This window comes from Paenibacillus sp. NPDC056579, from assembly GCF_042793215.1.
Taxonomy (GTDB): domain Bacteria; phylum Bacillota; class Bacilli; order Paenibacillales; family NBRC-103111; genus Paenibacillus_S.
Genome location: NZ_JBHTVD010000001.1, coordinates 1,008,840 through 1,033,947 on the forward strand (window position 1 = coordinate 1,008,840; position 25,108 = coordinate 1,033,947).

Below are 25,108 nucleotides of genomic sequence, written 5' to 3' on the forward strand. Positions count from 1 at the left end.
CATCCGGTTTCTTGGTATAATGGCTGCAATCCAATAGCCGTTATATGGGCTTGGTTCCGGACCGGAAGGGAAGTCATCTATGAAAATGATCCTCTTTTTTATTCTCCTGCTGCTGTATCCGTTGTTCTTGCATTGGGTCAACATCCATGATTACCGGGTCGTGCCTTTGATCGTTCCCTATGCGCTCGGCGTGCTGTCTATCACGGTCATGTTGACGGGCATCGCCGAGTTTGTCATGAAGAAAATGAAGGGGAAGCAGGAATAGCCAAATTCATAGGAGAGGATGATCTCTTATCAACCAGGATCGCATCAAAGCTATGATGAGCTGTACTATCGAAGGCAATTTGCCGGCCTTGCGAACAATGCTCGAAGGGGATCCATCGTTAGTAAATCGAAGTGTCGGGTACTTCACTCCGCTTCATTTTGCCGTACGATCCGGGAATCTCGACAGCGTCCGCTTATTGCTCGAATACGGAGCCGATCCGACGGAGAGAACATTAGGCTGGCAGGATGACTCATGGACCAAAGCGAAGGATCGCGGATATGAAGATATTGCGGACCTGCTGGAAACGCATATGGGTCATCGCTACAAAAGCTCACCGGCAGGAAGCGGCATCGTGGAAAGTATTAAGAACCGGGATCGAGATGAGATCCTAAGACAGCTTAATGCGGACCCGGAATCGATCCACACCGGCGACGAACGCGGCAACCGTCCGCTTCATTGGGCTGTGCTCACCCGGCAAATGTGGCTCATTGATGAATTGCTAAGCCGCGGGGCTGATTTGCAAGCAGCCAGAGTGGATGGAGCTACACCGATTCAGCTTGCTATTGACGGGGATTACTGGTATCGGGCCAACCAGGATTTAAGCCAGGAAGCTATTCGCGATCAATGGATTCTTGTAGGCTATTTGCTGGCTTGCGGCGCCGAGTATGACTTATGCACGGCTGCCTCCGTAGGCGACACGATTCATGCACGCAGCCTATTGGAAGCGAAGCCGGGGCTAATACACGAGAAAAATGCCATTGGCAAGAGACCGTTAAGCTATGCGGCCAGAAGCGGTTACCTGACCATGCTGAAGCTTCTTTTGGAATACGGTGCAGATCCGAATGGTGACGAGGAGTCCGGAAAGAATGGAAGCGCTCTCTGGCAGGCAGCCAAGGGAAATTATCTCGATTGTGCGCAATTACTTCTGGACCATGGCGCGAATCCGAACAGCGATGTGTATGCCAGCGGCAACCCATTATATATTGCTATGAGCAATGGGCACGATAAGATGGTCCATTTATTATATTCGTACGGCGCCTCGGTAAACCTGGATTGTGCCTGCTGTTTGGGCAGAATTGATTTGGCGGGAGAAATCATAAGAGCCAATCCTTCGTTAATCGAATCCGGCGATTACGGTCCTTTATGTATGGCGGCAGGATATGGCCACACGGACATCGTCAGGCTTCTCATTCGCAGCGGCGCGGATTTGAACGCAGTGTGGTATGCGAACAATTACATGGGATACGCTTTGGATACCGGACTTGAAATGGTCCGACTACTCCTCGACGCCGGTGCCGATCCCAACAATGCAAATTGGCAAGGGATAACCTATCTGCATATAGCTGCATGGCTCGGTAATGTTGAATATGCGAAGCTGCTGTTAGACTGCGGCGCCGAGCTTGAGCCTATCGATCAAGAGTATGGTACTACGCCGCTCGGCTGGGCGGCCAAGTACGGACGAACCGAGATGGTCCGCTTTTTGCTTAGCAGAGGGGCGAATCCGTTACTCCCGAAAATAGAGCCGTGGACGCAACCGATGGCATGGGCGATCCGTAAAGGATATAAGGAGATTGCCGTACTTCTTTCGAACGAGAACATTTAATGATGTTAATTGCTTCATGGAACGGCGTAAGGGCTGTTTAGCAGGGAAATCTTAAATGATGTCGAAAGAATTACTGGTTCACCAAAGACAAGAACTTTATAGCGAGGAGCGAATTTATTTTGTTTTTGCATTTTTTACAGTCCCGAGAGCATAAGAAAGCATTCCTGGAGCTGGCTCAAGTCGTGGCTCAAGTCGACGGGTTTGTTAGCGGCAAGGAGCGAGGATATCTGCACACCTTCATGGATGAAATGAACATGAGTCAGGATCTGCAAGTCATTTCTGAAGCGAGAAAGCTCCCCGATATTGTCGAAGATTTAAAGGAAGACCATGTCAAGGACATTGTATTCATGGAAATATTGCTGTTGATGTATGTAGACGGCGATTATAACGATGAGGAAAAGCAAATCGTGAAGGATTTGAAGGAGCTGTTCGGCTTCTCCGATGAAAAATACGAAGCGTTCCGCAGCTGGGTCATCCGTATGGACCAACTGAAAATTGAAGGCATGAAGCTCATTTTGAATACCAAATAATCCGCTATAATCCAGGAAAGCAGGGTATGAAGTACCTAGTTCCTGGATTTTTTTGCATTTAAGTAAGCTTTAAGGAGCTTTTATCCTTTTGGAAATCGGTTCATTTGTAAGGATGGACTGGGAAAATACAATGAAAACCAAAAGAATAACATAAAAAAACACAACGTAACGTAAATTAACGATATTAATTATTTTTCGAGATAAGGTATGATAGATCTTGTACTTTTTTTGGATGTTATCATCCTGAATCGCAACTAAATAGGAGAGAAGAGAGAGAAGCCATGAAAAAAGCATTAAGTTTAGTCATGGTCACCGCCGTTGCTGCAGGTTCCCTGGCAGGCTGTGCACCAAAAAACGATGGTTCTGCTAACAGCTCCAACGGAGCAGGCGCAACAGGACCGACCAAGTTTTCCATTGCCCTTCCTATCACTACAGGGGACGGCTATGGACAGCGTTCACCGGACTTGAACAAGGACAAGTGGGTACAAAGATTGAACAAGCTCGCCAACGTAGAATTGGACGTTCGTCTTATTCAACGGGAGAAAATGAGCGTGCTGTTCGCAGGAAACGATATCCCGGACGTGCTTGGAACGCTGGATATGCCGACAGGCAAAGATATGGCCGGATCCGTGGAAGCCGGCGTCTTCATGCCGCTCGACGATTTGCTGAAGGAATATGCACCTACCGTGTATAAGAACGTTCCTAAAGCAGCGTGGGACTCCGTTACCTACAAGGGCCAAATTTACGGGATTCCAAGCTATTTGACGAATCCTTCGCGCCGCGGCACGTACATCCGTACGGATTTGCTTGAGAAAACAGGGCTTGCTGCGCCGAAGACCGTCGATGAGTTCTTGAACGTAATGCGTGCCTTCAAGAAGCTCGGCGTAGAAAATCCTTATCAAATGCGGGAAAACTTCAAGTATGCCGACATTCTGCTCGGCGCGTTTGACGTACTGCCGTACAAAGACCAGTTCGAGAAGCAGGGCGACCAAATCGTACCGAAGTTCTTTGACGTGGAAAATACGCAAAAAGCATTGCAAGCCTACAAAACGATGTATGATGAAGGCTTGATGCCGAAGGATTTCGCAACAATCAGCTCCACCGACTACAGCAAGAACATCAACGCCGGTAAAGCAGGCATGTGGTCCGCTAACGTAGGAACCGGGCTGAGAGACTTCAGAACCAATATTAAAGCTATCGATCCGGCTGCCAAAGTGGATGTTATTCCTTCTCCGAAGGGACCTGAAGGAAAAGGCGGATACTTCCTGTATTCTCCGATGGTTACAGCATACTACATCAACAAAAACGTAGATAAGCAAAAAGCTATCGGCATCATGAAATATATCGAATGGATGCAAACCGAGGAAGCGGCCAAGTTCTTCAGCTTCGGCGTTGAAGGGGAAAACTACACAGTCGAGAACGGCAAAATCAATTATAAATTCCCGACGAACAAAGAAGAGTCGCAAGAGGAATCGTTCCGTACTTCGTTGAGAATGGCGTCCGACGCTACGTATAACAAGCTTCAATTGGAGCTGAGCGCCGACGGTAAAGAAATTTTGAGCGCATTTGACAACGTGTTGTCCAAAGAGGGGTTGCCTGGTATCGGGTTCTACCCGGATTTGAAAGCCTTCTCCAAATATCCGGATTTGACTCCGCTCGGAGATACCGGTCCAAAATTGATTATCGACCATATGATCAAAATGATTTACGGCAAAGAGCCGATTTCCGATTGGCCTAAAGTCATCGAGGAATACAAGGCTAAAGGCGGCAACGAGATCATCAAAGAAGCGACCGAGCGTTATAACAACAAAGACGGCGTTTCTATCTTTAACAATCAATAAGATATAGCAATAATTAAAAGCATCTGTCTTGAGCAATCAAGGCGGATGCTTTTTCTCATGAAAGGTTATCCCGGCTGATTATCGGGTACGGCTGCAATGACGGATACCAGATTGGTGCTGCCCATGCCTAACCCTATATGCCAAGGACTCGACGTGGCATTCATTTTCTCAAAGGTCCTTGAAGCGTACAGCCTTATATAAGGACAGGAGGCGAAGCCGGCATGCTGCAGACGTCCGATCCAGCGGTTCGTTGTGTCATGTCTTTCAAAGCGGGCTTGCTCAGGGCTTGCAATAATATCTTCGATCTCCCGACCGAAAAAGATTTTGAGAATCCGGTTTTCTTCATCCGATAAATCCAAGCTGTCGATCAATCGAAACAGGGTGGAGAAGTGCTCCCAGCAATTGGTAAACCGTTGAAGGGTATCCGGCGTTTGGTGGTCAGAATCCGGCTCGCATAGGACAATGCAGGAGGGCTGGAGCTCTCGAATGCTTTGCAGCACGGCGGTTTTTACGGAATGGATGCCGGAGGTGCCGAAGTCGCCTATATGATGCATGGCGAAGGTTGCGTTGACCAATAGCCGCCCGTCATGCGCCGAGAATTGCTTCCAGTCGGAAGGAGTCAATCGTTCAATTTCAACAGGGACAGGTTTGAAGAGCAGCGGTATCCCTGCTTGATAAGCCGCTTCCTCGACGTTTTTGCGAGCATCCTCCAAGCAGGAGACATTGGGTTCTATGGCATACAGTGTGATGGATGCGGGGCGCTTGCCTTGTCTTGCGAGCAGCTTTATCAGGCTGACCAATTGGCGGCCGGTACCGATGCCCACTTCAAGCAGAGTAACAGCTTCACCGTGTTGGATGTAGCCGGATAACAAGGAGTTTGACAGCTCCGATGCATGGGAAATTAATGGAAAGCGGGCTGCCAGAAGGTTAAACAGCTTGATTTGCGGTACGCCGTAATCGCGCAAATATAGATTCATTGGCTTGATCTCGCTCGGCTCGACTCTTTTCATCAAAGCGGTTGCGAACAAGTAATACAGCAGATCTCCCGGCTTTTCCTTCATCTCCAGTCTTCTAATAAACAAGTCGAGCTTAGCCTTCGTATCGGCACTATGTGAAGCAGCGGTTTCCGTCATTAGCGATTGGAGTATGGCGTCATAGGACATGGTTACATCGTTCATCATGTTCATCCCTTTCTTGTGGTGCTTGCGGCACGTGGACTACAAAACAATTATAGAAGCACATTTTCCCGGGGGTAAGGGATAGAAGCGGGAATTGTTACGGGAACTATTCGGGAACATTTTCACACAGCTTCCGGCTGTCGTATAATAGAGACCGAGAGTGGCGAAAGAGCCGGTCGTTACGAAAGGTGGTCTTCATACTGTTTCTATTGACTTATTTGGCGGTGCTGAACATTGCCGGCTTTATGATGATGGGCTATGACAAATCCCAAGCGGTACATCATGGACGAAGAGTGCCTGAGAAGCGTTTGTTTGCGGTAGCGGCGGTTGGGGGAGCATTGGGAGCGTGGCTGGGAATGAAAATATACCGGCACAAAACGAAGCACCTGTCCTTTGTCATCGGGCTGCCCGTCTTGTTCGTGCTGAATATGGTTTGTATTTATTACTTTACAGACTTCTATTATTCCGATTAATTATCAAAGATTTCAGCTAACCCCAAGGCCAAGCAGGCAAAAAGAAGAAACGGTATCCGGAATGCGTATTTTGCGTATCCGATACCGTTTTTTTTGTAAAAGGAGAAAGATACTCACTTTACATACATACTGTATGTATGTTAATATGGGCTTACACCAAATATTGGAGGCGATTTTATGAAATGGAACAGCTTTTATACCGTTATTTTGACGGACAACGTTGCGGCAAGCGCAGCTTTTTACACAGAGTACTTCGGGTTTGAGATTGTATTTGAATCGGATTGGTATGTTAGTTTAAAATGCTCACAAGGGGACATTCCTTACGAGCTGGCGATCCTGGATTCCCAGCATAGCACCATACCAGCACCTTTTCGCAATAAAACGCAAGGACTTATCCTTAATTTCGAGGTGGAGGACGTCAATGCGGAGTATGCGAGGCTTATTACACAGGCAAAGCTGCCGCTGCATCTTGAGCTTCGCGATGAAGAATTCGGTCAACGGCATTTCATCACGTCGGACCCGAATGGTGTGCTGATCGATTTGATCACGATCATTCCGCCGTCCGAAGCCTTCTTGAAGCAATACCAAGAGAATGTATGGGAGGAAGGGAAGTAAGCGATACGTGAAACGTAACAAGGAAGACACGAACGCAACGATTCAAGCATTGCTTGACGTTGCCAGAGAGCACTTTACCGTCAAAGGGTTTGCGGCAGCTTCGCTGGAAGAGCTCGCGAATGAAGCGCAATTGACGCGCGGTGCGCTGTATCATCATTTTGGCAGCAAGAAGCAGCTGTTTATCGCGGTGTTGGAATCCGTTCAGCATGAGGTGGCACAGCGTGTCGAACAGGATGCGGCTCAAAGCGACGATGTCTGGGAGCAGCTGCTCCGGGGCTGCAGGGCTTTTGTCAGTGCGGCCGTAGAACCGCGAAACAAGCGGATTATGCTCATTGACGGGCCGGCGGTGCTGGGGTGGGAGCAGTGGAGGAGCATGGATGAGCGGAATTCGATGAGGCTTCTGTATGGACAGCTTGAGATGATGCAAAACGAAGGCTACATTGGAAACGTGTCTATCGATGCTCTCACGCACACTCTTTCGGGTGCTTTGAATGAATCGGCGCTTTGGATAGCTCAGACGGAGGATAGCGAACGGGCGCTGGAGGAAACGATGCACGTCATTTCCCTTTTGCTGAGCGGTTTTAAAAGGTGACAAGAGTAAGACCGGCGATTAAAATAAAATTCTGCCCAAGCTAATGAAGGAGGATTGCAGCCAATTGAATACGCTGAAGCTTCGTCCGTTTATTCCGTCCGGTGAAGATTATCCGTTGGCACAACGTTTTTTCGAGGATTTGGGTTTTATCGTTGTGTATTCCGACAGCAGTTTGACGATTTACCGAACAGGGGAGCAAGAATTCTTCTTGCAAAACTATTCCAATCGCGGATTCCAGGAAAATTTCATGGTAGAGCTGATTGTATCGGATTTAGATGACGTATGGGAGCATCTGCAAACGTTAACGGATAAATATCCGATCCGAATCAAGGAGCCGACATGGTACCCATGGGGCAAACGCGAGGTTCATTTGATCGATCCTGCGGGCGTGTGCTGGCATATCTCGCAGGTGAACCTAACATAGAATACAGAATGAGAACGGGCTGCGGAGCCCGTTTTTTTCATATTACATTCAGCAGCAGTAAGTCCGAGATCATCAGATTTTGTAGAGCGGCATAGATCATGGAACCCAAAATCCATAATAAAAAATAAGGGGTTGCACCTCACGCGGCGTGAGGTTGTATAGTGAGCTTACCGGTAAAATCAAGCGCGCGAAATGAGGGGATGGTTATTAAGCGAACCTTTTGGAAAGTAGGAGATTTGGCCGGCCAAACCGGGCTTACCGTCCGGACGCTTCATCATTACGATGAAATCGGGCTGTTCTCCCCATCGATGCATTCCGAATCGGGCCACAGGCTGTACTGCCAAGAAGATATTGCGAAGCTGCAGCAAATTCTTTCACTGAAACAGCTTGGGTTCACGTTGGAGGAAATAAAAGAGATTTTGTCCAACCCGTACTACAACAAGCTCGAAGTAATCAAATTTCATTTGGACGGCATTAAGGAGCAAATCCGGATCAAGGAGCAGATGCATGAGCAGCTGGAGAGAATATACCAACAGCTCCTGACTCATCAGGAAGTTACGGCTGAGCAATTTATCCAATTAATAGGAGTGACTCAAATGAACGCTGACAACTATTTTACGAAAGAACAAATGGAAAAGATGACGGAGCATTTCGGCAGTCTGGAGCAAAGAGCCTTGTATGTAAAAGAATGGGCTGCTATTCTGGCGAATCTTCGGATAGAGATGGCGAAGGGAACTCCGGCGGAAAGCCTGGACGTTACGAGGCTGGCTGAGCTGCAAAGCTTATTGACCGGAGGCGGCGATCCTTCGCTTATCAATGCGATGAAAAAGTACTACATGGATTTCCCGGAAACCGGCGAGAAATTCGGATTGGATGCCGAGCTTTCCGAATATATGAAGAAGGCTTTGGCCAGTGCAGGCAAATAACCGATAGCATAAGGTCATGGCATACCTTTTAACGAATTGCTTCCAAGGCCGCTGATCAAGCGGTCTTTTCTCTCTGAATTGTCTTGACTCCGCTTCAATGGCTCAAGCTGCTGAAAGCTAATGCATAATTAATTCCTGCTTACATAGCGCCGATCGTCAATATAGCAATCGAGAAGAAACGAACGAACGTTTCGTATGGTATGGTAACGGTACGCAAGATAACGCGCTTATAGACACATCAAACTGCTTCATTTAGGACACTTTAAAATCTTCAGTCTTGATGGGCAGCCTCATACCATTACATGAATTCCGGCCTGCCAAGAACGTGAAAGGAGCAGTCTCTATGCTACAAGTCATGATGCGTTTCCCGCTGCTGATGTTTAGTTACCTATCATCACCGCCTATGCATGGCGACGAAGGAACGGAAGCAAAGGACGATGGAAACATGACGGACGACTGCAAAGAAAATCTGGATTGTATCCCCTTTGAAGGAGGAGACAAAATTGAGAAATAACCGCAAATTCCAAGAGCGGCTCGGAACATTACGGACTGTAATGAACGGTTACGTAGAAAGCGGGAAAATACCCGGCATCGTGACTTTAGTCAGCCGAAGAGGCGAAGTGGTTGTCGATGCCTTCGGCAAGCAATCGCTCGGAGGTGGATCGATGCGCCGCGACTCGATTTTCCGGATTTCCTCCATGACCAAACCAATCGTGGCGGCTGCCGCAATGATTCTGGTGGAGGAATGCAAGCTTCGCCTCAATGACCGGATAGACGACCTGCTGCCGGAGCTTGCAGACCGTAAGGTGCTGAGACGAATCGATAGCCCGCTAGACGACACGGTGCCTGCAAACAGACCCATAACCTTAAGGGACCTGCTGACCTTTAAGCTCGGCATCGGAATCGTAATGGCTCCGCCAGGACTCTATCCGATCCAGGTAGCTTTGGATGAGGCGGGACTTACCCCGGGACCAAATCCGCTCCAAATCTCCCCGGATGAATATATGAGCCGGCTCGGACGCTTGCCGCTTATTCATCAACCGGGAGAGAAATGGATGTATCACCTCGGCTCCGACATTCTCGGCATACTGATCGCCCGGGCTAGCGGGCAATCGCTTGAGCAGTTTTTGCACACGCGATTGTTCGTACCGCTAGGCATGAAGGATACCGGGTTTTACGTTCCGGCGGAGAAGCTGAACCGGTTCACATCCAGCTACATGGCCGGTAAAGAAACCGGGGAATTGGCAGTTCACGATGAAGCTTCCGCTAGCCGCTGGGCAGAGCCTCCCTTGTTTCCTTCCGGCGGAGGCGGACTGGTTTCGACCGTCGATGACTATTTGGCTTTCTGTCAGATGATGCTCGACAAAGGGGTGCATAATGGCGAGCGCATTTTGTCAAGACCCTCCATTGAGCTGATGATTACCGATCATCTGACGCCGGAGCAGAAGGCGGACGCCCGCATCTTTTTCGGGGAGCATAGCGGCTGGGGCTTCGGACTTGCGGTCAATACCCGTCGTGTCGATCTGGCTACGGTTCCGGGGCGTTTCGGATGGGACGGAGGCATTGGTACAACTGCATATACCGATCCCGTAGAAGGGGTTATCGGCATACTGATGACTCAGCGTCTGATGGAATCTCCTGAGCCTCCCGGTGTGTTTCTCGATTTCTGGACATCGGCGTACCAATCTATAGATGATTAGGACTATTACTTAAGGGTTGAACGGACAAAGATTCGAATTTTGAAGCATACTAAAAGATGCGATTTACATTAAGCCCAAGGAGATGGTAATGATGACAACACGGTTAATTGCCTATTTGGTTATGGATGGTAATGCAAGAGAAGCGATTCAATTTTATGTACAAGCACTCGATGCGAAATTAATGTTTCAGCAAACGTTCGGGGAGATGCCGGAAAACCCGGATTTCCCGTTGCCTGCTGAAAGCAAAGAACGGATTGCTCACGCCATGCTGAAAGTCGGAGAAAGCGATTTGATGCTTTCCGATACATTCCCGGGTCACCCGCATCAATCGGGCAATCAAGTAACGATCTGTATTTCGACGAAAGACAAAGAGAGTGCCGCGAAAATGTTCGATGCCTTATCGCAGGGCGGTAATGTCGGCATGCCCCTGCAGGAAACTCACTTTAGCCCGGCGTATGGTTCGGTAACGGACAAGTTCGGCGTAGGCTTCCAGGTGTTCACAGAAGGGATGATGTAAGATCAATTCCTGGATCTGAGGAACCTCATACATCCAGGTGGTCATATACGACGGAGCGCAAGAGCCAATGCTTGCTCTCCGTTTTTTTGCATTGATTATAATGCAGCTTGGGAGCCTTATCCAATTTTTATATTTACTCTCTTGAGGTACTGGATTATAATAGCTAAGGGAGATATGTAGCTTGCCTAAATGTTTTTGAATTCAGGATTGATGGAAGTTGAAGCCGTCCTGCAACTTTATCACGCAGAAATGATAACGGTTACAAAGGCGGACTATCTTAATGTCTGGAGGTTCACTCTATGCAGAAGGAAACGAATCAATCAGTGGAAGGAAAAGCAGCTGTACAAGAGGCAACTAGAAGAACTCAACGGGTAGTCCGATTACAGGAAGTGGAAGTAAAGAGTCCTGACGGTACCGTCGCATTCATTTTGGGCTCCAACCCAGAGCGCTTGACCTACACGGTGAGTCTGGATAACAAGCCGGTAATTGAACGGTCGCAGTTGGACATGAGGCTCGACGGGTACCATCTTTCATCAGGAGTCGTCATGAACCAGGTGGAGTCCTATTCGATCAATGAGACATTTACTTACCACGGAGTCCACAGCCTGGCGAAAAATGAGTGCAACGGCGTTCGGATTTCGCTGACACACGATCTGAGCATGACAACGTATACGCTGGAGGTTCGCGTATTTAACGACGGAGTGGCCTTCCGGCATATCATTCAAGACGATAGTAACCGTACGCACGTACCGGACGAGCATACCGAGCTGTTGATTCCTGCCGGATCCACAGCGTGGTTTCACGGCTTGGACGGTCATTATGAAGCGGAATATGATCAAGTCGAGATTTCCGATGTGGAAGCAGGGACATGGGCGGGACCGCCTCTAACGTTCCAGCTGCCCGAGAACGGTGGTTACGGGGCGATTACTGAGGCTAATCTGGTTAACTACAGCGGCATGGCACTGGAGAGCGACGGGCGAAGAGGCTGGAGAATCGCACTGGCACATCGTCATCCGATTAACTATCCTTACGAGCTGCGTTATGGACGAGAGGAGGCGAAGCGTCTCGCAGCACCGGCATCGGTCGAAGGCACCGTTACTACGCCATGGCGGGTTGTAATTGTTGCCCGTGACCTGAATGCTCTGGTGAACAGCGATATGCTGCCAAGCTTGTGTCCTCCTGCCGATGAGAAGCTGTTCCCGCAAGGCATCCAAACATCTTGGGTGGAACCGGGACTTGCCGTGTGGGATTACGTCGATCGCAATTACGAGCCACGGCCTGAGGACGTGGACCGCTTCGAGCTGATGAAGCGTTTCTCCGACATGGGAGGTCAGATCGGGGCGAAATACCATATCATTGAAGGATTTGCTTACCGTTGGACCGATGAGCAAATACGCGAGATTGTCGAGTATTCTAATGAACGAGGCGTAAGGTTGATGTTCTGGAGACACAGCAATCAGCTTCGTACGGAGGAGAGCCGGGAAGAATTCTTCTCGCGACTGCACCGTCTTGGCGTATCCGGAGCGAAGATCGATTTCTTCGACCATGAAGCCAAGGAAAATATTGACTTGTATGAGGCACTGCTGCTTAAAGCGGCCGAGTACCAGCTCGTAATAAATTTCCATGGGTCGAACAAGCCGACAGGACGGTTGAGAACTTGGCCGAATGCAATGATCTATGAAGGGATTCGGGGCATGGAATCGAGCGCGCTGCAGCAGCGGGCCCGCCATCAAACCACATTGCCATTCACCCGTTATCTTGCAGGACCGGCCGATTATACGACAATGATTTTCACCGAACGGAGAAGGGACTCCTCGGTGGCGCATCAGATTGCATCGCTCGCCACGTTCCAAAGCCCGATGCTGACCCTTGCGGCCCATCCGCAGAGCATCTTGGACAGCCCGGCCAGAGACGTGATCCAAAGCATCCAAGCGGTGTGGGATGAGACGATCGTATTGCCGGAATCAAAGATCGGCGAGTTGACCGTGTTTGCAAGAAGGAGCGGCTCGATGTGGATGCTGGCCGTCATGAGCGCCGGACCGGAGAGAACCGTCAGCATACCGTTATCGTTCCTCGAGGATCAGGAATACCGTGCAACCCTGGTAAAGGATCAGACGGATGATTCGAGCTCGGTCGTCGTTGAGGAAAGCATGGTCCATTCAGACGACACTTTGACTATTGAACTGAACAGCGGCGGCGGCTTCGTCGCGCGCTTTGTGAAATAACGATTGCAATCGCTGCTTAAGCAGCGGAGCAACTTGGACTCCTTCCGACGACGGGAGGGGTCTTTTGTGCTGCCTCCATACCGGACTAGAAAATACACACAATTGTAAACACTATGCAAAATTTTTGCGGGATGGATTACATTTAGCTTGTTTATACGATAATATAAAGAGATGAAAGATGATTAGGAGTGGAACAATGAGCACAGAAGAGATAGTACTGACAAAAGAAGGCTTGGCCAAATTGGAGGAGGAGCTCCGGGACCTGAAGACGGTCAAGCGCAAGGAACTGGCCGAACGCCTTAAAGTAGCGATCAGCTACGGAGATCTTAGAGAGAACAGCGAATATCATTCCGCTAAAGAAGATCAGGCGTTTATGGAAACAAGAATTTTGACTTTGGAGCGGATGCTGAAAAACGCGAAAGTCGTTGACAGTCAGGCGATTAGTTCAAACGAAGTCGGAGTGGGCTCGGTTGTTATTTTAAATGACCTGGAATTCTCGGAAAAGATTGAATACCGGATCGTAGGCCCGGCGGAAGCGAACGTGGCAGAGGATAAAATATCTTATGAAAGTCCGCTCGGTAAAGAGCTGATCGGCAAAAAAGTAGGAGACATTATCAACGTGAACGCTCCTATGGGAATTATCAAGTATGAGCTGCTGGAGATTAAATCCGGCGTATAGATAGGCTTAGACAGCTTAAAGCAGTCGGAGATTTCCGTCTGCTTTTTTGCTTGTTCGGCTCTGCAGCTTGGCAATCCATGTCTAGAAAGCAGGACTTATTCCTGAATCTGCCGAAATGGATAAACAAACCTGGTTTACATCATGGCCGATTCATATAGATAAAGATAGTCAAGTTTAGGGAGAGTTCGATATGGACCTTGAGTATAACAGTCTTGCTCAACGAGAAAACCAATATATTGTCGGCCGTGAGGCGGAATTAGAGCGGTTTAGTAGCATGCTTGCTGCTGAGCATGGAGGAAGCCGGGCGTCGGTCCTTCATATTTATGGTACAGGAGGATTGGGGAAAAGCACTTATCTACGGCTATGCCGAGAGTTATCCGTAGATAGGGGCTGCTGGTTTGTTCTGATGGACAGCCGGGATTTCGTTCATACGGAAGACGAGTTTTGCTCTGCATTACTAAATCAGTTAACGAGACAAAACAGTAACGGGAAGGCCCGGGTCACGGGTGGGGAAAGTGCAAGAGAGCGAGCTCTGGATTGGATAGAACAAGCATCAACCGAACGCAGAGTAATCATCGCGTTGGATACGTTCGAAGAAATGATCGATATGGAAGCTTGGATGCGAGACCGTTTTATTCCGTGGCTCCCTAAGGGAACCGTTGTCCTCTCGGCGGGACGGCATCCTCTGAAAGGCGGTTGGATTACATCTCCTGTATGGCGGGAGCTGATAAGCCAGCTGCGGCTGCCTCCGCTGGATAAAGAAGAGTGCTTGAAGTATACGAGATTATGCGGAATTCAAGATGCAGAACAAATGGAGTCCATATGGATCCGGTCCAAGGGACACCCCTTAACGTTGTCTCTGGCTGTGGCTTCTTACGCATATGAAGGTGAACTCAGCAAACATTCGGAAGTGGACTGGTTCGGAGAGCTTGCCTCCTTATGGCTGAAGGAATATCCGGACCGCGAGCTGAGAAGCGTAGTTGAGGCCGCCTCGGTATTGCGACGGTTCGATCAGGAGCTGTTGTCCTTCGTTATGGAAAAAGAGATTGACGCGCAGGTTGTGGATAAGCTGAAAAGCTTGTCATTTGTGCATAAATCGGTGAACGGCTGGCAGCTGCATGATTTGATGAGCGAAATAACAAGCTGTCAATTGAAAGACAGGGCACCGAAGCTATACAAGCGATATATTGAAAGAAGCGCGATCTATTATGCGGAGGCTATTCTGACTGCGGCCGGGAACAAGGGGATGGCTTGGGAAATAGGGGAATTGTTTCGTTATGCAGGCATTAAGGTGCTCAAAGCGATGGCGAGAGACAACACGACGAGTTATTCGTACTATTGGGAGACGGTCACGGAATCTTCTTTGCAGGATGTTTTTCGTTACATCGAATGGCGTGAGCAGTGCACCGAGGGCATTTTCGGAATGGAGACCGATCCGGATACCGGCGAGCAGTTTGTACTCGAATACTCGGTAGAAGCGCTGCGGTATAATTTTTCCGGTGTAGACGTACGAGCTTTGTTCCAAAAAGCCCCTGAATCTCTCAAGCTGCTGCGTGATAGGGAAGGGAGGGTTCATGCCCTGGCCGTTATCATCCCGATTCATTCAGAGACTCTGCCATTGCTTGAGGAGGATCCTTTATGCCGGCCTTATCTGAGTGCTTTGTCCGCCGAAGAAAGAAGCAAATTGGAGGCTCCGCGCGATCGTCCATCGGGCTGGTTTATGCGTTCCATGGACTTTATCGATCTTATGAACTCCAGTGCGCGTTCGCAGGGGGTCTATCTGATTTATGCACATATGTGTTCCGGAGGACTATTCGTATGTTCGCCTTATCCGAGCGAAATTTCCAGCAGAATCTATCCCGAGCTCGGCTTCTGTATCGTGGACAATGCATGGCATGATTATTATGCCGGCTTCGATCAAACTCCGACCTATGCTATCGATACGAGGGGCAGTAAGCTGCGTTTATTCCTGGAAGGCTTGCTTAAGCAAGCGGGTATCCGATGGCAGCAAGCACCGCCGATTCCGCTCCCGGAAACGAGAGGAACTCGTATGGCGGATCTAATGAAACAGTTCACGAACCGGGAGCAGGAGGTTATCGAGCTCGTCCTCTCGGGCTGCTCGAATGCGGAAGTGGCCAATAAGCTGTATATTAGCGAAGTGACGGTAAAAAAACATTTGAAGTCCATTTATGCCAAGCTTGGAATCAATACAAGAACCCAGCTTGCCAGCAAAATGATGGCTGAATCAGGATAAAACAAAAGCGCCGACCCCGCACAAGATGCTGCAGGAACGATGAAGCGGCCTTCAAAATTGCTGTCGCCGGAGACGACGGGCTTTATCTTAATTTGCACAGACCTTCTCCTATCCTATAGAAGCCTAAAAAGTATCCTTACGGATAATATCGTTTCCTCCTTCAAGCTGTCATAATGGTTTTGCACATAACTTAGCTTCATATTGCACTTGTACTGGAGGAACGACGATGAAGGCTTCAACAGATCCAACCGAATGGAGAACGACGATGATTGGCGGTTCACTACAGGCGTTCAGGGAGGATCCGCTATTATTTATGTGCCGGCTCCATCAAAGTCATGGGGATTACGCCCGTTTCCGGCTTGGACCGCAAAGCTTTTACGCCATATTTCAGCCGGATATGTTAAAAGAGGCTATGGTTACGAAAGCCGATGCTTTCAGCAAAGCAGGAGCATTCGACGAAATCAAGAGGTTGACGGGCGAAGGTCTTGTTATGAGCAACGGTGAGCTTCATGACAGACAGAGGCGCATCGTTCAGCCGAAGTTCACCCGCAGCCACATTCAGGCGTATGCAGCTCAGATGGCACTAAGCACACACCGTATCATTGCGAATTGGGCGCATGTACAGGAACGTGAGCTAACCCGCGATTTATTCAAGATAACCTTCGATATCATGGCGCGCACCTTGTTCAGTTATAATTCCCAATCGACGCTGGAACAAATCGAGAAGGCCTTCGACAGCATCAACCGCATCGCTTCAGAAAAAATCCGATCGCTGATCCGGCTGCCGTTACTCATCCCTACGAGACAAAACCGTGAATATGCCGCAGCACTCCGACTGCTTGACGAAATCGTGTTCGGCATTATAGCCGAGCGCAGACAAAACCAGGAGCGGGAGCCGCAAGATTTGTTATCCGTCTTAATGGGTTCAGTAGACGAAACCGATCAAACCGGGATGTCCGATCGCCAGCTTAGGGACGAGTTGATGACGATGTTCCTTGCCGGACATGAAACGACGGCGCATACATTGGCTTGGGCATTCGATTATGTGATGAAGAGGCCGGACGTAGAGGAAAAGCTGCTGCAGGAATGGGAGCAGGTACTCGACGGGGCATTGCCCGGTGCAGAGCATTATAATGAGCTTGAATACACGCAAAATGTATTATGGGAGACACTGCGGCTCCGGCCGGCAGGTTATTTAACCGGACGTACGGCTATGGTGGATACGAAGCTCGGAGACTTGGCGCTTCGCCGTGGCGATGCCATCATGATAAGTCCATATCCGCTTCATATGAGCCCGGCGTATTTCGAAGATCCGGAGAGCTTTCGGCCGGAACGCTTTGATAATGACTTGATGAAGAAGCTACCGCTTATGGCATACTTTCCGTTTGGGGCCGGCCCTCGATCCTGCATAGGCAATCATTTTGCCATGCTGGAAATGGTTATTATACTGGCTGTAATTGGGCAATCGTTCCGACTGCGTCATATAAAGGGGCATCCTCCGGTTGTTCCCGAAGCGCTGCTTACGTTATCTCCCAAAGGGGGAATTAAGGTTGTCGCTGAACGAAGATAGCAGCCTCTAGTGCTCGTCCATTTGGAAATCCCCGTTCAAAGAGTCGCTGAGCAAGCGGCTTTTTCTGCTTTGAAATCATGTACCTTCACTGATCGATAACATGCTATACTAGGCTCAGCTGTACCGGAAGCTTTAAGGCTCCCGGAAACGATGATTCCCTTTGTTGCCGGTAAAATTGGAGGAGGTACATACAGGATGAAGCTTCAATGCGCAATTTTGGACGATTATCAGCAGGTTGCACTGGATATGGCAGATTGGAGTGCGATCTCCGATCGGGTAGATGTAAAAGTATTTTCTCAGCATATAGCGTCTAAGGATGAGCTTGCACAAACGCTCGAAAGCTTCGATATTATCGTTATCATGCGTGAGCGGACTCCGTTTCGCGCTTCGCTGCTCGCTCGTCTGCCGAAGCTGAAGCTCTTGGTGACAACAGGAATGCGCAATGCGTCGATCGACCTTGCGGCAGCAGCCGCCAGTGGCGTTGTGGTTAGCGGTACTAACGGAGTTCCCGCTCATACCGCTGAATTGACCTGGGCATTGATGCTGGGCTTGGCACGCAACATTGTCCAAGAGCATCAGGCGGTTCGCGGAGGCGGATGGCAGAGCACATTAGGAACTGATTTGTATGGTAAAACGCTCGGAGTACTCGGTCTCGGCAAGCTCGGCGGTCGGGTAGCCCAGATCGGACAAGCGTTCGGGATGAAGGTTCAAGCATGGAGCCAGAATTTAACGCAGGAGCGAGCGGACGAATTAGGCGTTCGTCGCACTTCTTCGAAGCAGGAGCTGCTGGCAAGCAGCGATTTCGTTTCCATCCATCTGGTGCTGAGCGACCGGACAAGAGGGCTGATCGGAGCGGAGGCGCTGAAGCTGATGCGTCCGACCGCTTATTTGATCAACACGTCGCGGGCAGCGATTGTCGATCGGGACGCCCTTGCCGAGGCACTGCAAAACGGCTGGATCGCAGGAGCCGGGCTGGATGTCTATCCGCTAGAGCCGCTGCCTGAGGACGATCTGTTCCGATCGCTTCCGAATGTACTGACAACCCCTCATCTGGGTTATGTAACCAAAGATAATTATGCGGTATTTTACCGTGATGCCGTGGAAGACATTCAGGCATTTCTGGCGGGGGCACCCGTCCGGACTCTGGGCTGAACTTAATCGGGATGCCAGGTTAAACCACGTACTTGAAGAGGCTGATCTTCAACCATCGAAATGATGGAAGAAGGTCAGCTTTTTTTATTAAAAATATTGGATAAGCTCAATAACATGCTGGAATATTCTCGCAAAACGTGCCGTATTCTGAAAGGAAAGCCTGCATTGATAGCTCAACTAGACGGGTTACGATGTCTTGTAGAGAAAGGAGCGGTGGCTACTGCAACAACTACTAGTACGAAAGTAGGAGGTGCTGCACCATTCGTCCGAATCTGCTGCGAATCGCATTCATTGTCGTTCTGTCCATTACAGGAATTGTTTTGATTTTGCAGCCGCTGTGGGATCGGCATGTGCAGGAGCAGCGCCGAATATCCATGCTTGACCAATGGAATACATGGAAACAGCTTGAGACGGTTTCCTTGGGCTCTTCCAAAGGCGGAGTGATACATTCCGTAACCATCACCGAGCCGAAGGTGCAAGAATCCGGTCGCTCCATCGTTCCGGAGCCGGTTAAGCTAGACGGTTACCCTGTGCTCGGCGTTCTGTCCATCGAAGCCTTGAATATGGAAGAGCCGATTGTTGAAGGTGCGGATCCTGAATCGTTAAAAACCGGTGTCGGCACCGTCGTACCGGGCCGAAGTCCAGGCTCTACCGGCAATTATGTAATAGCCGGGCATCGCAGCTGGACGTACGGCAAGCAATTCAGCCGGCTGGATGAGCTGGCGGCAGGGGACAGCATCAAGCTCGATACCCGGGACGATACGTACGTGTATTCCGTCACATCCAAGTTTCTGGTCAAGCCGGACGATCTGTCCGTTCTGGAGCAAAGCAAGGACAAGGCTGAGCTGACACTAATCACGTGCGAGCCGAAATACAATCCCACTCACAGGCTCATAGTAAAGGCCGTTCTGAAAGGAAAAGCCATGCAATGAAGCTAGAGGAGAAATGAAACAATGAGAACGATGATAAAGAGGCAGGCTGTTGTCTGGGTGCTGCTGCTTCTTTTCCACGTATTCATGGTGCCGATAACCGCATGGACGGCAGCCGCCGCCTCGGACGGCATTCAAATCGAGATGAGAAGCTCGGTTGCCGTTGTACCTTCGGGGAGAGCGTTCTCGTACGAGATCGATTACAGCGTCTCCAGTACAACGCAGCAGTATACGAATGCGCAAATTGTCCTGCCCTTACCTGAATCTTTAATCTTTGACTCGGCATTCGATGCGGGAGATACGTCGCATTCGTATCAAGCAGCAAGCCGCACGGTAGTTTTTCGATTCAACGGTGTCGTAAAAGCCGGAACGACCGGCACGCTTCAGGTGAACGCCCATTTTCCCAATTACTTGACACCCAACAATACGCAAGCTCGCGCACAGAGTAAGTTCGAGAGCGATCAAGGCGGCAAAGAATCCAATATCGTGACAGTAACCGCTCAGGCTGCTGCTGATTGGAAGCTGACGAAGGAACGTTCAAGACCGATTAAGGAGCTCTTGCCTAAGCCCGGCAGCGAGGTCGAATACAAGGTGACTTTATTCGATAATACCCCTAACACTGCCGGCAAGCTCGAGCTGCAAAACGTTGTCGTACGCGATATTCTTCCCGCCCAGGCCCAGTTTGTATCGGCGCGGCCCGCACCGGATGCGGTCACAGGCAATCAGATTACCTGGAGGCTCGGCACTCTCGGAGAGGGAGTCAGCTTCAAGGAGCTGTGGGTGAAGGTGAAATACCCGGACAGCATTACCGGAGAGGTAGTGAACGAAGCGGAAGCGTCATTCACCCCGCTGCAATCGGCGGCAGTGACATTGAAGGCGAATGCAGCTCACTCCTTTACCTCCGAGTCCGGGAACGATGGGAGCGGATTTTCCAAGTGGGTGCATAACCGGCAGCAAGAGATTTCTCCGGGACAAGAGGTTAACTTCTATATTGGAAATTTGTCCAGCCGCTCCAACATCCCTTTGCAAAACTACACAATGACCGATATGGTACCCGCTCCATTGGAGCTGCTGCAAATATTCACGCCTACGTTTACAGGCATCTCATCCTACCGGGTTCAATATACGGTAGCCGATAATGTATACGGGGAATGGAAGGACTGGGGAACGGTACGTGCGGATCAGCGGGTAACGTTGATGGCCGCTAATGCGGTCGGCCCGGGAACGGTTATTAAAGGCTTTCGTATCCTCTTCGGTGAGGTTCCGGTAGACTTCAGTCAAATCGGCAATTTTGAAATTAGGTATAAGCTGGATGAGGGCTACAACGCGCCGGTTCGTCCGGATGAGAGCCACAAAGTAACGAATACGGCCGTGCTGCAGTATCTTTTTGCAGGGAAAGCAGTGGAGCACCAAAGCAGCGCATCGCTGTATATGGTGCAGGACCGGCCGCTGATTGAGGTGATCAAGCAGACGGAGGGAGCGACATTCTACTCCCCGGGAGACAAGGTCAAATACCGCATCTCCGTAAGAAATACCGAATTCAGCAGCTCTCTGTTCCGGAACCCGGTTATCGAGGATCTGCTGCCTTCCGAGCTACAATACGTATCGGGCAGCGCGAGGCTGGCGAGTGACGACGGACTGAACCTTCCGGCTCCACGGATCGAGCAGCAGTCGGATGCGGCGACGGGCCGAACTCTGCTCCGATGGTTGTGGGATGATACGAATCCTGCCGTAATAGGAACCGACAAGAAGATCGAGCTGGAATTCGAGGCGCAGATTAAGGCGGGCACCAAGAGCGGCTATATTACGAACCAGGTAGACGTGACTTCCGACAAGCATGATTATTTGAACAGCTACGATTTTGCCAAAAAAGTGTTCAAGAACGGCAAATGGTATGTGTACAACAGCAACTTCATTTACGTCAATACGGCAGCCAAGCTCGAATCGGTCAAGTGGGTGCAGGGGGATCTGGACGGGACCAACTGGACTCGATACCCCGACAAAGGCACAACAACCCCCGGAGGAAAAGTGGAATATAAGCTCCAAGTGACCAACGTAGGCAACATTCCGGTGCAAGGCTTGACGATTGTCGATGCTTTCCCGCGAGTCGGGGACCTGGGCGTTATCGATAAATCGCCCCGGGACAGTAAATGGAGCCCGGTATTGACTGACAAGATTACCGTATTTGGCGGCATTAAAGTGTATTATACGGCGGATTCGGACATATCGATGGCCGGAGGCCATTGGTCGACAGTACCGCCTGCCGACTTGACGACCGTCACCGGAGTCAAATTCGAATTCCCGAGCGGGCATATTATCGCGCCGGGAGCTCAAGAAGAACTGACATGGGTTATGAGAGCGCCGGTTAATGCGCCTACGAACGACCAGGCTGCCTGGAGCTCCTTCGGCTTTACCGCAAAACGTACGGATAATAACAAACCGCTGCTGGCAACGGAGCCGCTTAAGGTCGGTATGGTTGTTCAAGAAGACGCCAAAGGAGAAATCGGCAACTATGTTTGGCGCGATCAGAACGAGGACGGGATTCAGAATGAGGCGGCGGATCAAGGTGTCAACGGGGTGCGGGTCGAGCTGTACAACAATGATGACAACCTAGTGCAATCCACGATAACCGGCAATGACTTTGCCGGGAACCCGGGCTATTATTTGTTTACGAATCTGACCTCGGGTACCTACAGAGTCAAATTCGTACTACCGCAAGGCTACAGCGGGTGGACCGTCGCGAATCAAGGAGCCGATACGACGGATTCCGATGCCGAAGCGGACGGACGGACGGCGCCGGTCCGGCTGAGCTCGGGCGAGAAGATCGTTACGGTGGACGCAGGCCTGAACCCGCCGAAGAGCAGTCTCGGCGATAAGGTATGGCTCGACCTGAACGGAAACGGGCTTCAAGACAACGGGGAACAGGGTCTTGACGGCGTTACTGTAACTTTGCAGGACACCAATGGTTTTCAGCTTGGAACAACGACGACAGCCCAAGGCGGATTGTACGGGTTTCAGCGGTTGACGGCCGGCGAATATGTCGTTCGGTTCGAGCTTCCTGCCGGGTATATCTTTACGCGACAAGGAGACGGAACCAGACCTGAGCTGGATTCGGATGCAAAAGAGGACGGTACAACGGCTGTGATCCGGTTGGCCCCTAACGAGAGCAACACTTCCATCGATGCTGGACTTATGGGTCCAAACGCCAGCATCGGAAACCGCGTGTGGGTGGATAGCAATCGTAACGGCGTTCAGGATGCCGGGGAAGCCGGGTTGAACGGAGTCGAAGTGCAGCTGCAGGATTCAAGAGGCGCGACGCTTGCCACCACTTCGACGGTCAACCACGCGGTATACGGCGACGGGTATTACACCTTCGACAAGCTGTGGGCAGGAGGCTACGAGGTCCAGTTCACGCTTCCGGGCTCGTATGTCTTTACTACTCAAGGAACGGATGCCTCATCCGACACGGACTCCAACGCCAATCCGGCGGACGGAAAGACCGGCATCATTTCGCTCGGAGCCGGTGAAGCGAATCGGACGATCGATGCCGGAGTGTACAAGGAAGAGAAGCCGCCGGCCAGAGGTGTCCTTGGAGATTATGTATGGGTTGACCATAATGGAGACGGTATCCAAAACGACGGCATTAGCGGTTTGAACGGCGTCGTCGTGAAATTGTTCAACGATCGGGGAGCGATGCTCGACTCGACCGTGACGTCTTCGGTTTACCGCTCTGTGTACGGTACGGTGCGTCAATCGGTGTATGGTTCCGTGTACGAGTATCCCGGCTATTACCAGTTTGGCGATCTGCTGCCCGGCAGCTACGCTTTGAAATTCGAGCTGCCTGCAGGTTATACGTTCTCGCCGAAAGAAGCGGGAACCGACAGGGCCGCCGATTCGAACGTCAAATCGGACGGGATAACGGATTTCGTCACGCTGTCTGCCGGCCAAACTAATTTGACGATCGACGCGGGGGTTACGAAGAATCCGGAACCACCTTTGACAGGGGCGCTCGGCGATTACGTGTGGATTGATTCGAACCGCGATGGAATCCAAAACGATGGTGAAACCGGTCAGAACGGGATCAAGGTGGACCTATACAACGATTCCGGTCAACACCTTGACACGACGGTAACCGGCAATGTATACGGCAAGGCGGGCTTCTATCGTTTCGATAAGCTGCAGGCTGGCCGTTATCAATTGAAGTTCGAGCTTCCTTCCGGTTATGAGTTTACATCCAAAGAAGCGGGAGACAATCGCGCTGCCGATTCGAACGTGAATGCCGATGGCATGACGGATGTGGTTACACTTAGCGCCGGTCAGGCAAATCTCACTATAGATGCCGGCTTATCCGTAAAACGGGAACAGCCATCATCCTCCGGCTCGATAGGGGATTATGTCTGGAATGATACAAATCGTGACGGTCTGCAAAACGAGGGAGAAACCGGCGTGAACGGGGTCTTCGTATCGTTGTACAGCGGTGCCGGTCAGCAGCTGTCCACTACAGTCACTGAGACGGTATACGGCAGATCGGGGCATTATTCGTTCGATAAGCTGCCATCCGGAAGCTATGTCGTGAAGGTCGAGCTTCCTTCAGGGTATGAGTTCACGAGCAAAGGTATCGGATCGGATAAAGCCGCCGATTCCGATGTTAAAGCGGACGGATCGACCGACGTTATTGTTCTCGGTTCCGGAGAAACGAACCTTACGGTTGATGCAGGCATGATTCGAGACGATGACGGCGGTCCAGGGCCAGGTCCGGGCGATCCGGCAGCTGCACTTGGTGACCGGGTATGGCTGGACACGAACAGCGACGGCCTGCAAAACGATGGTGAGCCGGGAATCAATGGAGTTGTAGTGAGACTGTATTCGGAAAGCGGAACACTGCTCTCCACTACGGTAACCGGCGCTGTATACGAGCAAGCGGGGCTGTATCAATTCGAACAGCTCCAGGCCGGCAAATACAGTGTAAGATTCGAGCTTCCTCCGGGCTATCAATTCAGCTCGAAAGGCAATGGTACGGATCGTGCGATCGACTCCGATGCAAGAAGCGACGGGTCGACTGACTGGATTACGTTGGCGGCAGGGGAACGCAACATGACGATCGACGCCGGATTCCTCCGCAAAAGATCCGATCCTTCCGGGCCAGATGGACCTGGTGGCGGTGGCGGCAGTGGAGGTGGAGGCGGATCGCCTGGGAATCCGCAGCCTGGCGGCGGAACTCCCGGATCGGTTCCGGGAAGCAATCCTGGAGGCAACAATCCTGGCACCACGCCGCCGGCCGGGGAGAACGGGCCTAATAGTAACCATCCGGAACCAAACGATCCGGCTGTGAATCAGCCCCCAGGAGAACAGCCTGTTGAACCTACTCCTGACCAGGATCAGAACCGTCCGGATAATGTTCCTTCCGATGACAAGAAACCGGATAGCCCTAATGCAGGCATGCTGCCTTTAACCGGGGAATCGATGCCTTTGACACCTTGGTTAGGCATGATACTGATCGTTATTGCTGTTACTATCGCCGTTAGAGGAAGAAGAAGCGAAAACCAATAATTAAGAGCTTCATGAAGCATGGAGTACGCAGACCGAGCGAAAGCGAGGGTGCGTACTCTTTCTTTTTTGCTTAAACTTATTAAGA

Annotated in this window: 20 protein-coding genes; 19 read left to right on the forward strand and 1 reads right to left on the reverse strand. The window is 50.5% G+C overall.

What is annotated here, in order from left to right; all coding sequences use genetic code 11:
* Window positions 1-79 precede the first annotated feature (79 nt).
* The 4 genes from ACFQ88_RS04565 to ACFQ88_RS04580 all read left to right on the forward strand — a co-directional run bounded on the left by ACFQ88_RS04565 (window position 80) and on the right by ACFQ88_RS04580 (window position 4,239).
* Complete coding sequence (locus ACFQ88_RS04565; protein ID WP_239635238.1) at window positions 80-265, forward strand: hypothetical protein; 186 nt, start codon at window positions 80-82, stop codon at window positions 263-265.
* 43 nt (window positions 266-308) lie between these two features.
* Complete coding sequence (locus ACFQ88_RS04570) at window positions 309-1,868, forward strand: ankyrin repeat domain-containing protein (protein ID WP_379453574.1); 1,560 nt, start codon at window positions 309-311, stop codon at window positions 1,866-1,868.
* A 119-nt stretch (window positions 1,869-1,987) separates the two neighbouring features.
* Complete coding sequence (locus ACFQ88_RS04575) at window positions 1,988-2,398, forward strand: co-chaperone DjlA (RefSeq protein WP_379452419.1); 411 nt, start codon at window positions 1,988-1,990, stop codon at window positions 2,396-2,398.
* Window positions 2,399-2,679: 281 nt separating this feature from the next.
* The gene (locus ACFQ88_RS04580) at window positions 2,680-4,239 is read left to right on the forward strand and encodes a type 2 periplasmic-binding domain-containing protein (protein WP_239635241.1); all 1,560 of its coding nucleotides are present in this window, start codon (window positions 2,680-2,682) and stop codon (window positions 4,237-4,239) included.
* A gap of 65 nt (window positions 4,240-4,304) precedes the next feature.
* Here ACFQ88_RS04580 and ACFQ88_RS04585 read toward each other — a convergent pair whose 3' ends face one another.
* The gene (locus ACFQ88_RS04585; protein ID WP_379452422.1) at window positions 4,305-5,417 is read right to left on the reverse strand and encodes a GRAS family protein; all 1,113 of its coding nucleotides are present in this window, start codon (window positions 5,415-5,417) and stop codon (window positions 4,305-4,307) included.
* A 188-nt stretch (window positions 5,418-5,605) separates the two neighbouring features.
* Here ACFQ88_RS04585 and ACFQ88_RS04590 point away from each other — a divergent pair, with 188 nt between their 5' ends.
* The 15 genes from ACFQ88_RS04590 to ACFQ88_RS04660 all read left to right on the forward strand — a co-directional run bounded on the left by ACFQ88_RS04590 (window position 5,606) and on the right by ACFQ88_RS04660 (window position 25,023).
* Window positions 5,606-5,890, forward strand: a complete 285-nt coding sequence (locus ACFQ88_RS04590) for a DUF1294 domain-containing protein (RefSeq protein WP_345774066.1) — start codon at window positions 5,606-5,608, stop codon at window positions 5,888-5,890.
* 177 nt (window positions 5,891-6,067) lie between these two features.
* Window positions 6,068-6,505 (forward strand): VOC family protein, encoded by a 438-nt coding sequence (locus ACFQ88_RS04595; protein ID WP_379452424.1) that lies wholly within the window; start codon window positions 6,068-6,070, stop codon window positions 6,503-6,505.
* Between the two features lie 7 nt (window positions 6,506-6,512).
* Complete coding sequence (locus ACFQ88_RS04600) at window positions 6,513-7,097, forward strand: TetR/AcrR family transcriptional regulator (protein ID WP_379452426.1); 585 nt, start codon at window positions 6,513-6,515, stop codon at window positions 7,095-7,097.
* Window positions 7,098-7,161: 64 nt separating this feature from the next.
* Window positions 7,162-7,521, forward strand: a complete 360-nt coding sequence (locus ACFQ88_RS04605) for a VOC family protein (RefSeq protein WP_239623932.1) — start codon at window positions 7,162-7,164, stop codon at window positions 7,519-7,521.
* A gap of 161 nt (window positions 7,522-7,682) precedes the next feature.
* Window positions 7,683-8,447: a MerR family transcriptional regulator gene (locus ACFQ88_RS04610; RefSeq protein ID WP_379452428.1), complete on the forward strand. Its 765-nt coding sequence runs from the start codon at window positions 7,683-7,685 to the stop codon at window positions 8,445-8,447.
* A gap of 343 nt (window positions 8,448-8,790) precedes the next feature.
* Window positions 8,791-8,961, forward strand: coding sequence for a hypothetical protein (locus ACFQ88_RS04615; protein ID WP_239623937.1), 171 nt, complete (start codon window positions 8,791-8,793; stop codon window positions 8,959-8,961).
* A 40-nt stretch (window positions 8,962-9,001) separates the two neighbouring features.
* The gene (locus tag ACFQ88_RS04620; protein ID WP_379453578.1) at window positions 9,002-10,147 is read left to right on the forward strand and encodes a serine hydrolase domain-containing protein; all 1,146 of its coding nucleotides are present in this window, start codon (window positions 9,002-9,004) and stop codon (window positions 10,145-10,147) included.
* Window positions 10,148-10,238: 91 nt separating this feature from the next.
* Window positions 10,239-10,664 carry a VOC family protein gene (locus tag ACFQ88_RS04625; protein WP_239635421.1) on the forward strand — a complete coding sequence of 142 codons (426 nt, stop codon included), beginning with the start codon at window positions 10,239-10,241 and terminating at the stop codon, window positions 10,662-10,664.
* Window positions 10,665-10,963: 299 nt separating this feature from the next.
* Window positions 10,964-12,889 (forward strand): glycoside hydrolase family 97 protein, encoded by a 1,926-nt coding sequence (locus ACFQ88_RS04630; RefSeq protein WP_379452431.1) that lies wholly within the window; start codon window positions 10,964-10,966, stop codon window positions 12,887-12,889.
* A 196-nt stretch (window positions 12,890-13,085) separates the two neighbouring features.
* On the forward strand, window positions 13,086-13,568 hold the full coding sequence (gene greA / locus ACFQ88_RS04635) for a transcription elongation factor GreA (RefSeq protein ID WP_379452433.1): 483 nt from the start codon (window positions 13,086-13,088) through the stop codon (window positions 13,566-13,568).
* 190 nt (window positions 13,569-13,758) lie between these two features.
* Window positions 13,759-15,822: a LuxR C-terminal-related transcriptional regulator gene (locus ACFQ88_RS04640; protein WP_379452435.1), complete on the forward strand. Its 2,064-nt coding sequence runs from the start codon at window positions 13,759-13,761 to the stop codon at window positions 15,820-15,822.
* Window positions 15,823-16,048: 226 nt separating this feature from the next.
* Window positions 16,049-17,392 carry a cytochrome P450 gene (locus ACFQ88_RS04645; protein WP_379452437.1) on the forward strand — a complete coding sequence of 448 codons (1,344 nt, stop codon included), beginning with the start codon at window positions 16,049-16,051 and terminating at the stop codon, window positions 17,390-17,392.
* A 195-nt stretch (window positions 17,393-17,587) separates the two neighbouring features.
* On the forward strand, window positions 17,588-18,544 hold the full coding sequence (locus tag ACFQ88_RS04650) for a D-2-hydroxyacid dehydrogenase family protein (protein WP_379452439.1): 957 nt from the start codon (window positions 17,588-17,590) through the stop codon (window positions 18,542-18,544).
* 326 nt (window positions 18,545-18,870) lie between these two features.
* Window positions 18,871-19,476 carry a class D sortase gene (locus ACFQ88_RS04655; protein ID WP_379452441.1) on the forward strand — a complete coding sequence of 202 codons (606 nt, stop codon included), beginning with the start codon at window positions 18,871-18,873 and terminating at the stop codon, window positions 19,474-19,476.
* A 21-nt stretch (window positions 19,477-19,497) separates the two neighbouring features.
* Window positions 19,498-25,023, forward strand: coding sequence for an SdrD B-like domain-containing protein (locus tag ACFQ88_RS04660; protein WP_379452443.1), 5,526 nt, complete (start codon window positions 19,498-19,500; stop codon window positions 25,021-25,023).
* The last annotated feature ends 85 nt before the right edge of the window (window positions 25,024-25,108 follow it).

Coding starts and splice junctions, on each gene's coding strand:
- ACFQ88_RS04565 (WP_239635238.1), top strand. CDS start 80: ATGAAAATGATCCTCTTTTTTATTCTCCTGCTGCTGTATCCGTTGTTC.
- ACFQ88_RS04580 (WP_239635241.1), top strand. CDS start 2,680: ATGAAAAAAGCATTAAGTTTAGTCATGGTCACCGCCGTTGCTGCAGGT.
- ACFQ88_RS04585 (WP_379452422.1), bottom strand. CDS start 5,417: ATGAACGATGTAACCATGTCCTATGACGCCATACTCCAATCGCTAATG.
- ACFQ88_RS04595 (WP_379452424.1), top strand. CDS start 6,068: ATGAAATGGAACAGCTTTTATACCGTTATTTTGACGGACAACGTTGCG.
- ACFQ88_RS04615 (WP_239623937.1), top strand. CDS start 8,791: ATGCTACAAGTCATGATGCGTTTCCCGCTGCTGATGTTTAGTTACCTA.
- ACFQ88_RS04620 (WP_379453578.1), top strand. CDS start 9,002: ATGAACGGTTACGTAGAAAGCGGGAAAATACCCGGCATCGTGACTTTA.
- ACFQ88_RS04625 (WP_239635421.1), top strand. CDS start 10,239: ATGACAACACGGTTAATTGCCTATTTGGTTATGGATGGTAATGCAAGA.
- ACFQ88_RS04630 (WP_379452431.1), top strand. CDS start 10,964: ATGCAGAAGGAAACGAATCAATCAGTGGAAGGAAAAGCAGCTGTACAA.
- greA (WP_379452433.1), top strand. CDS start 13,086: ATGAGCACAGAAGAGATAGTACTGACAAAAGAAGGCTTGGCCAAATTG.
- ACFQ88_RS04640 (WP_379452435.1), top strand. CDS start 13,759: ATGGACCTTGAGTATAACAGTCTTGCTCAACGAGAAAACCAATATATT.
- ACFQ88_RS04645 (WP_379452437.1), top strand. CDS start 16,049: ATGAAGGCTTCAACAGATCCAACCGAATGGAGAACGACGATGATTGGC.
- ACFQ88_RS04650 (WP_379452439.1), top strand. CDS start 17,588: ATGAAGCTTCAATGCGCAATTTTGGACGATTATCAGCAGGTTGCACTG.
- ACFQ88_RS04660 (WP_379452443.1), top strand. CDS start 19,498: ATGAGAACGATGATAAAGAGGCAGGCTGTTGTCTGGGTGCTGCTGCTT.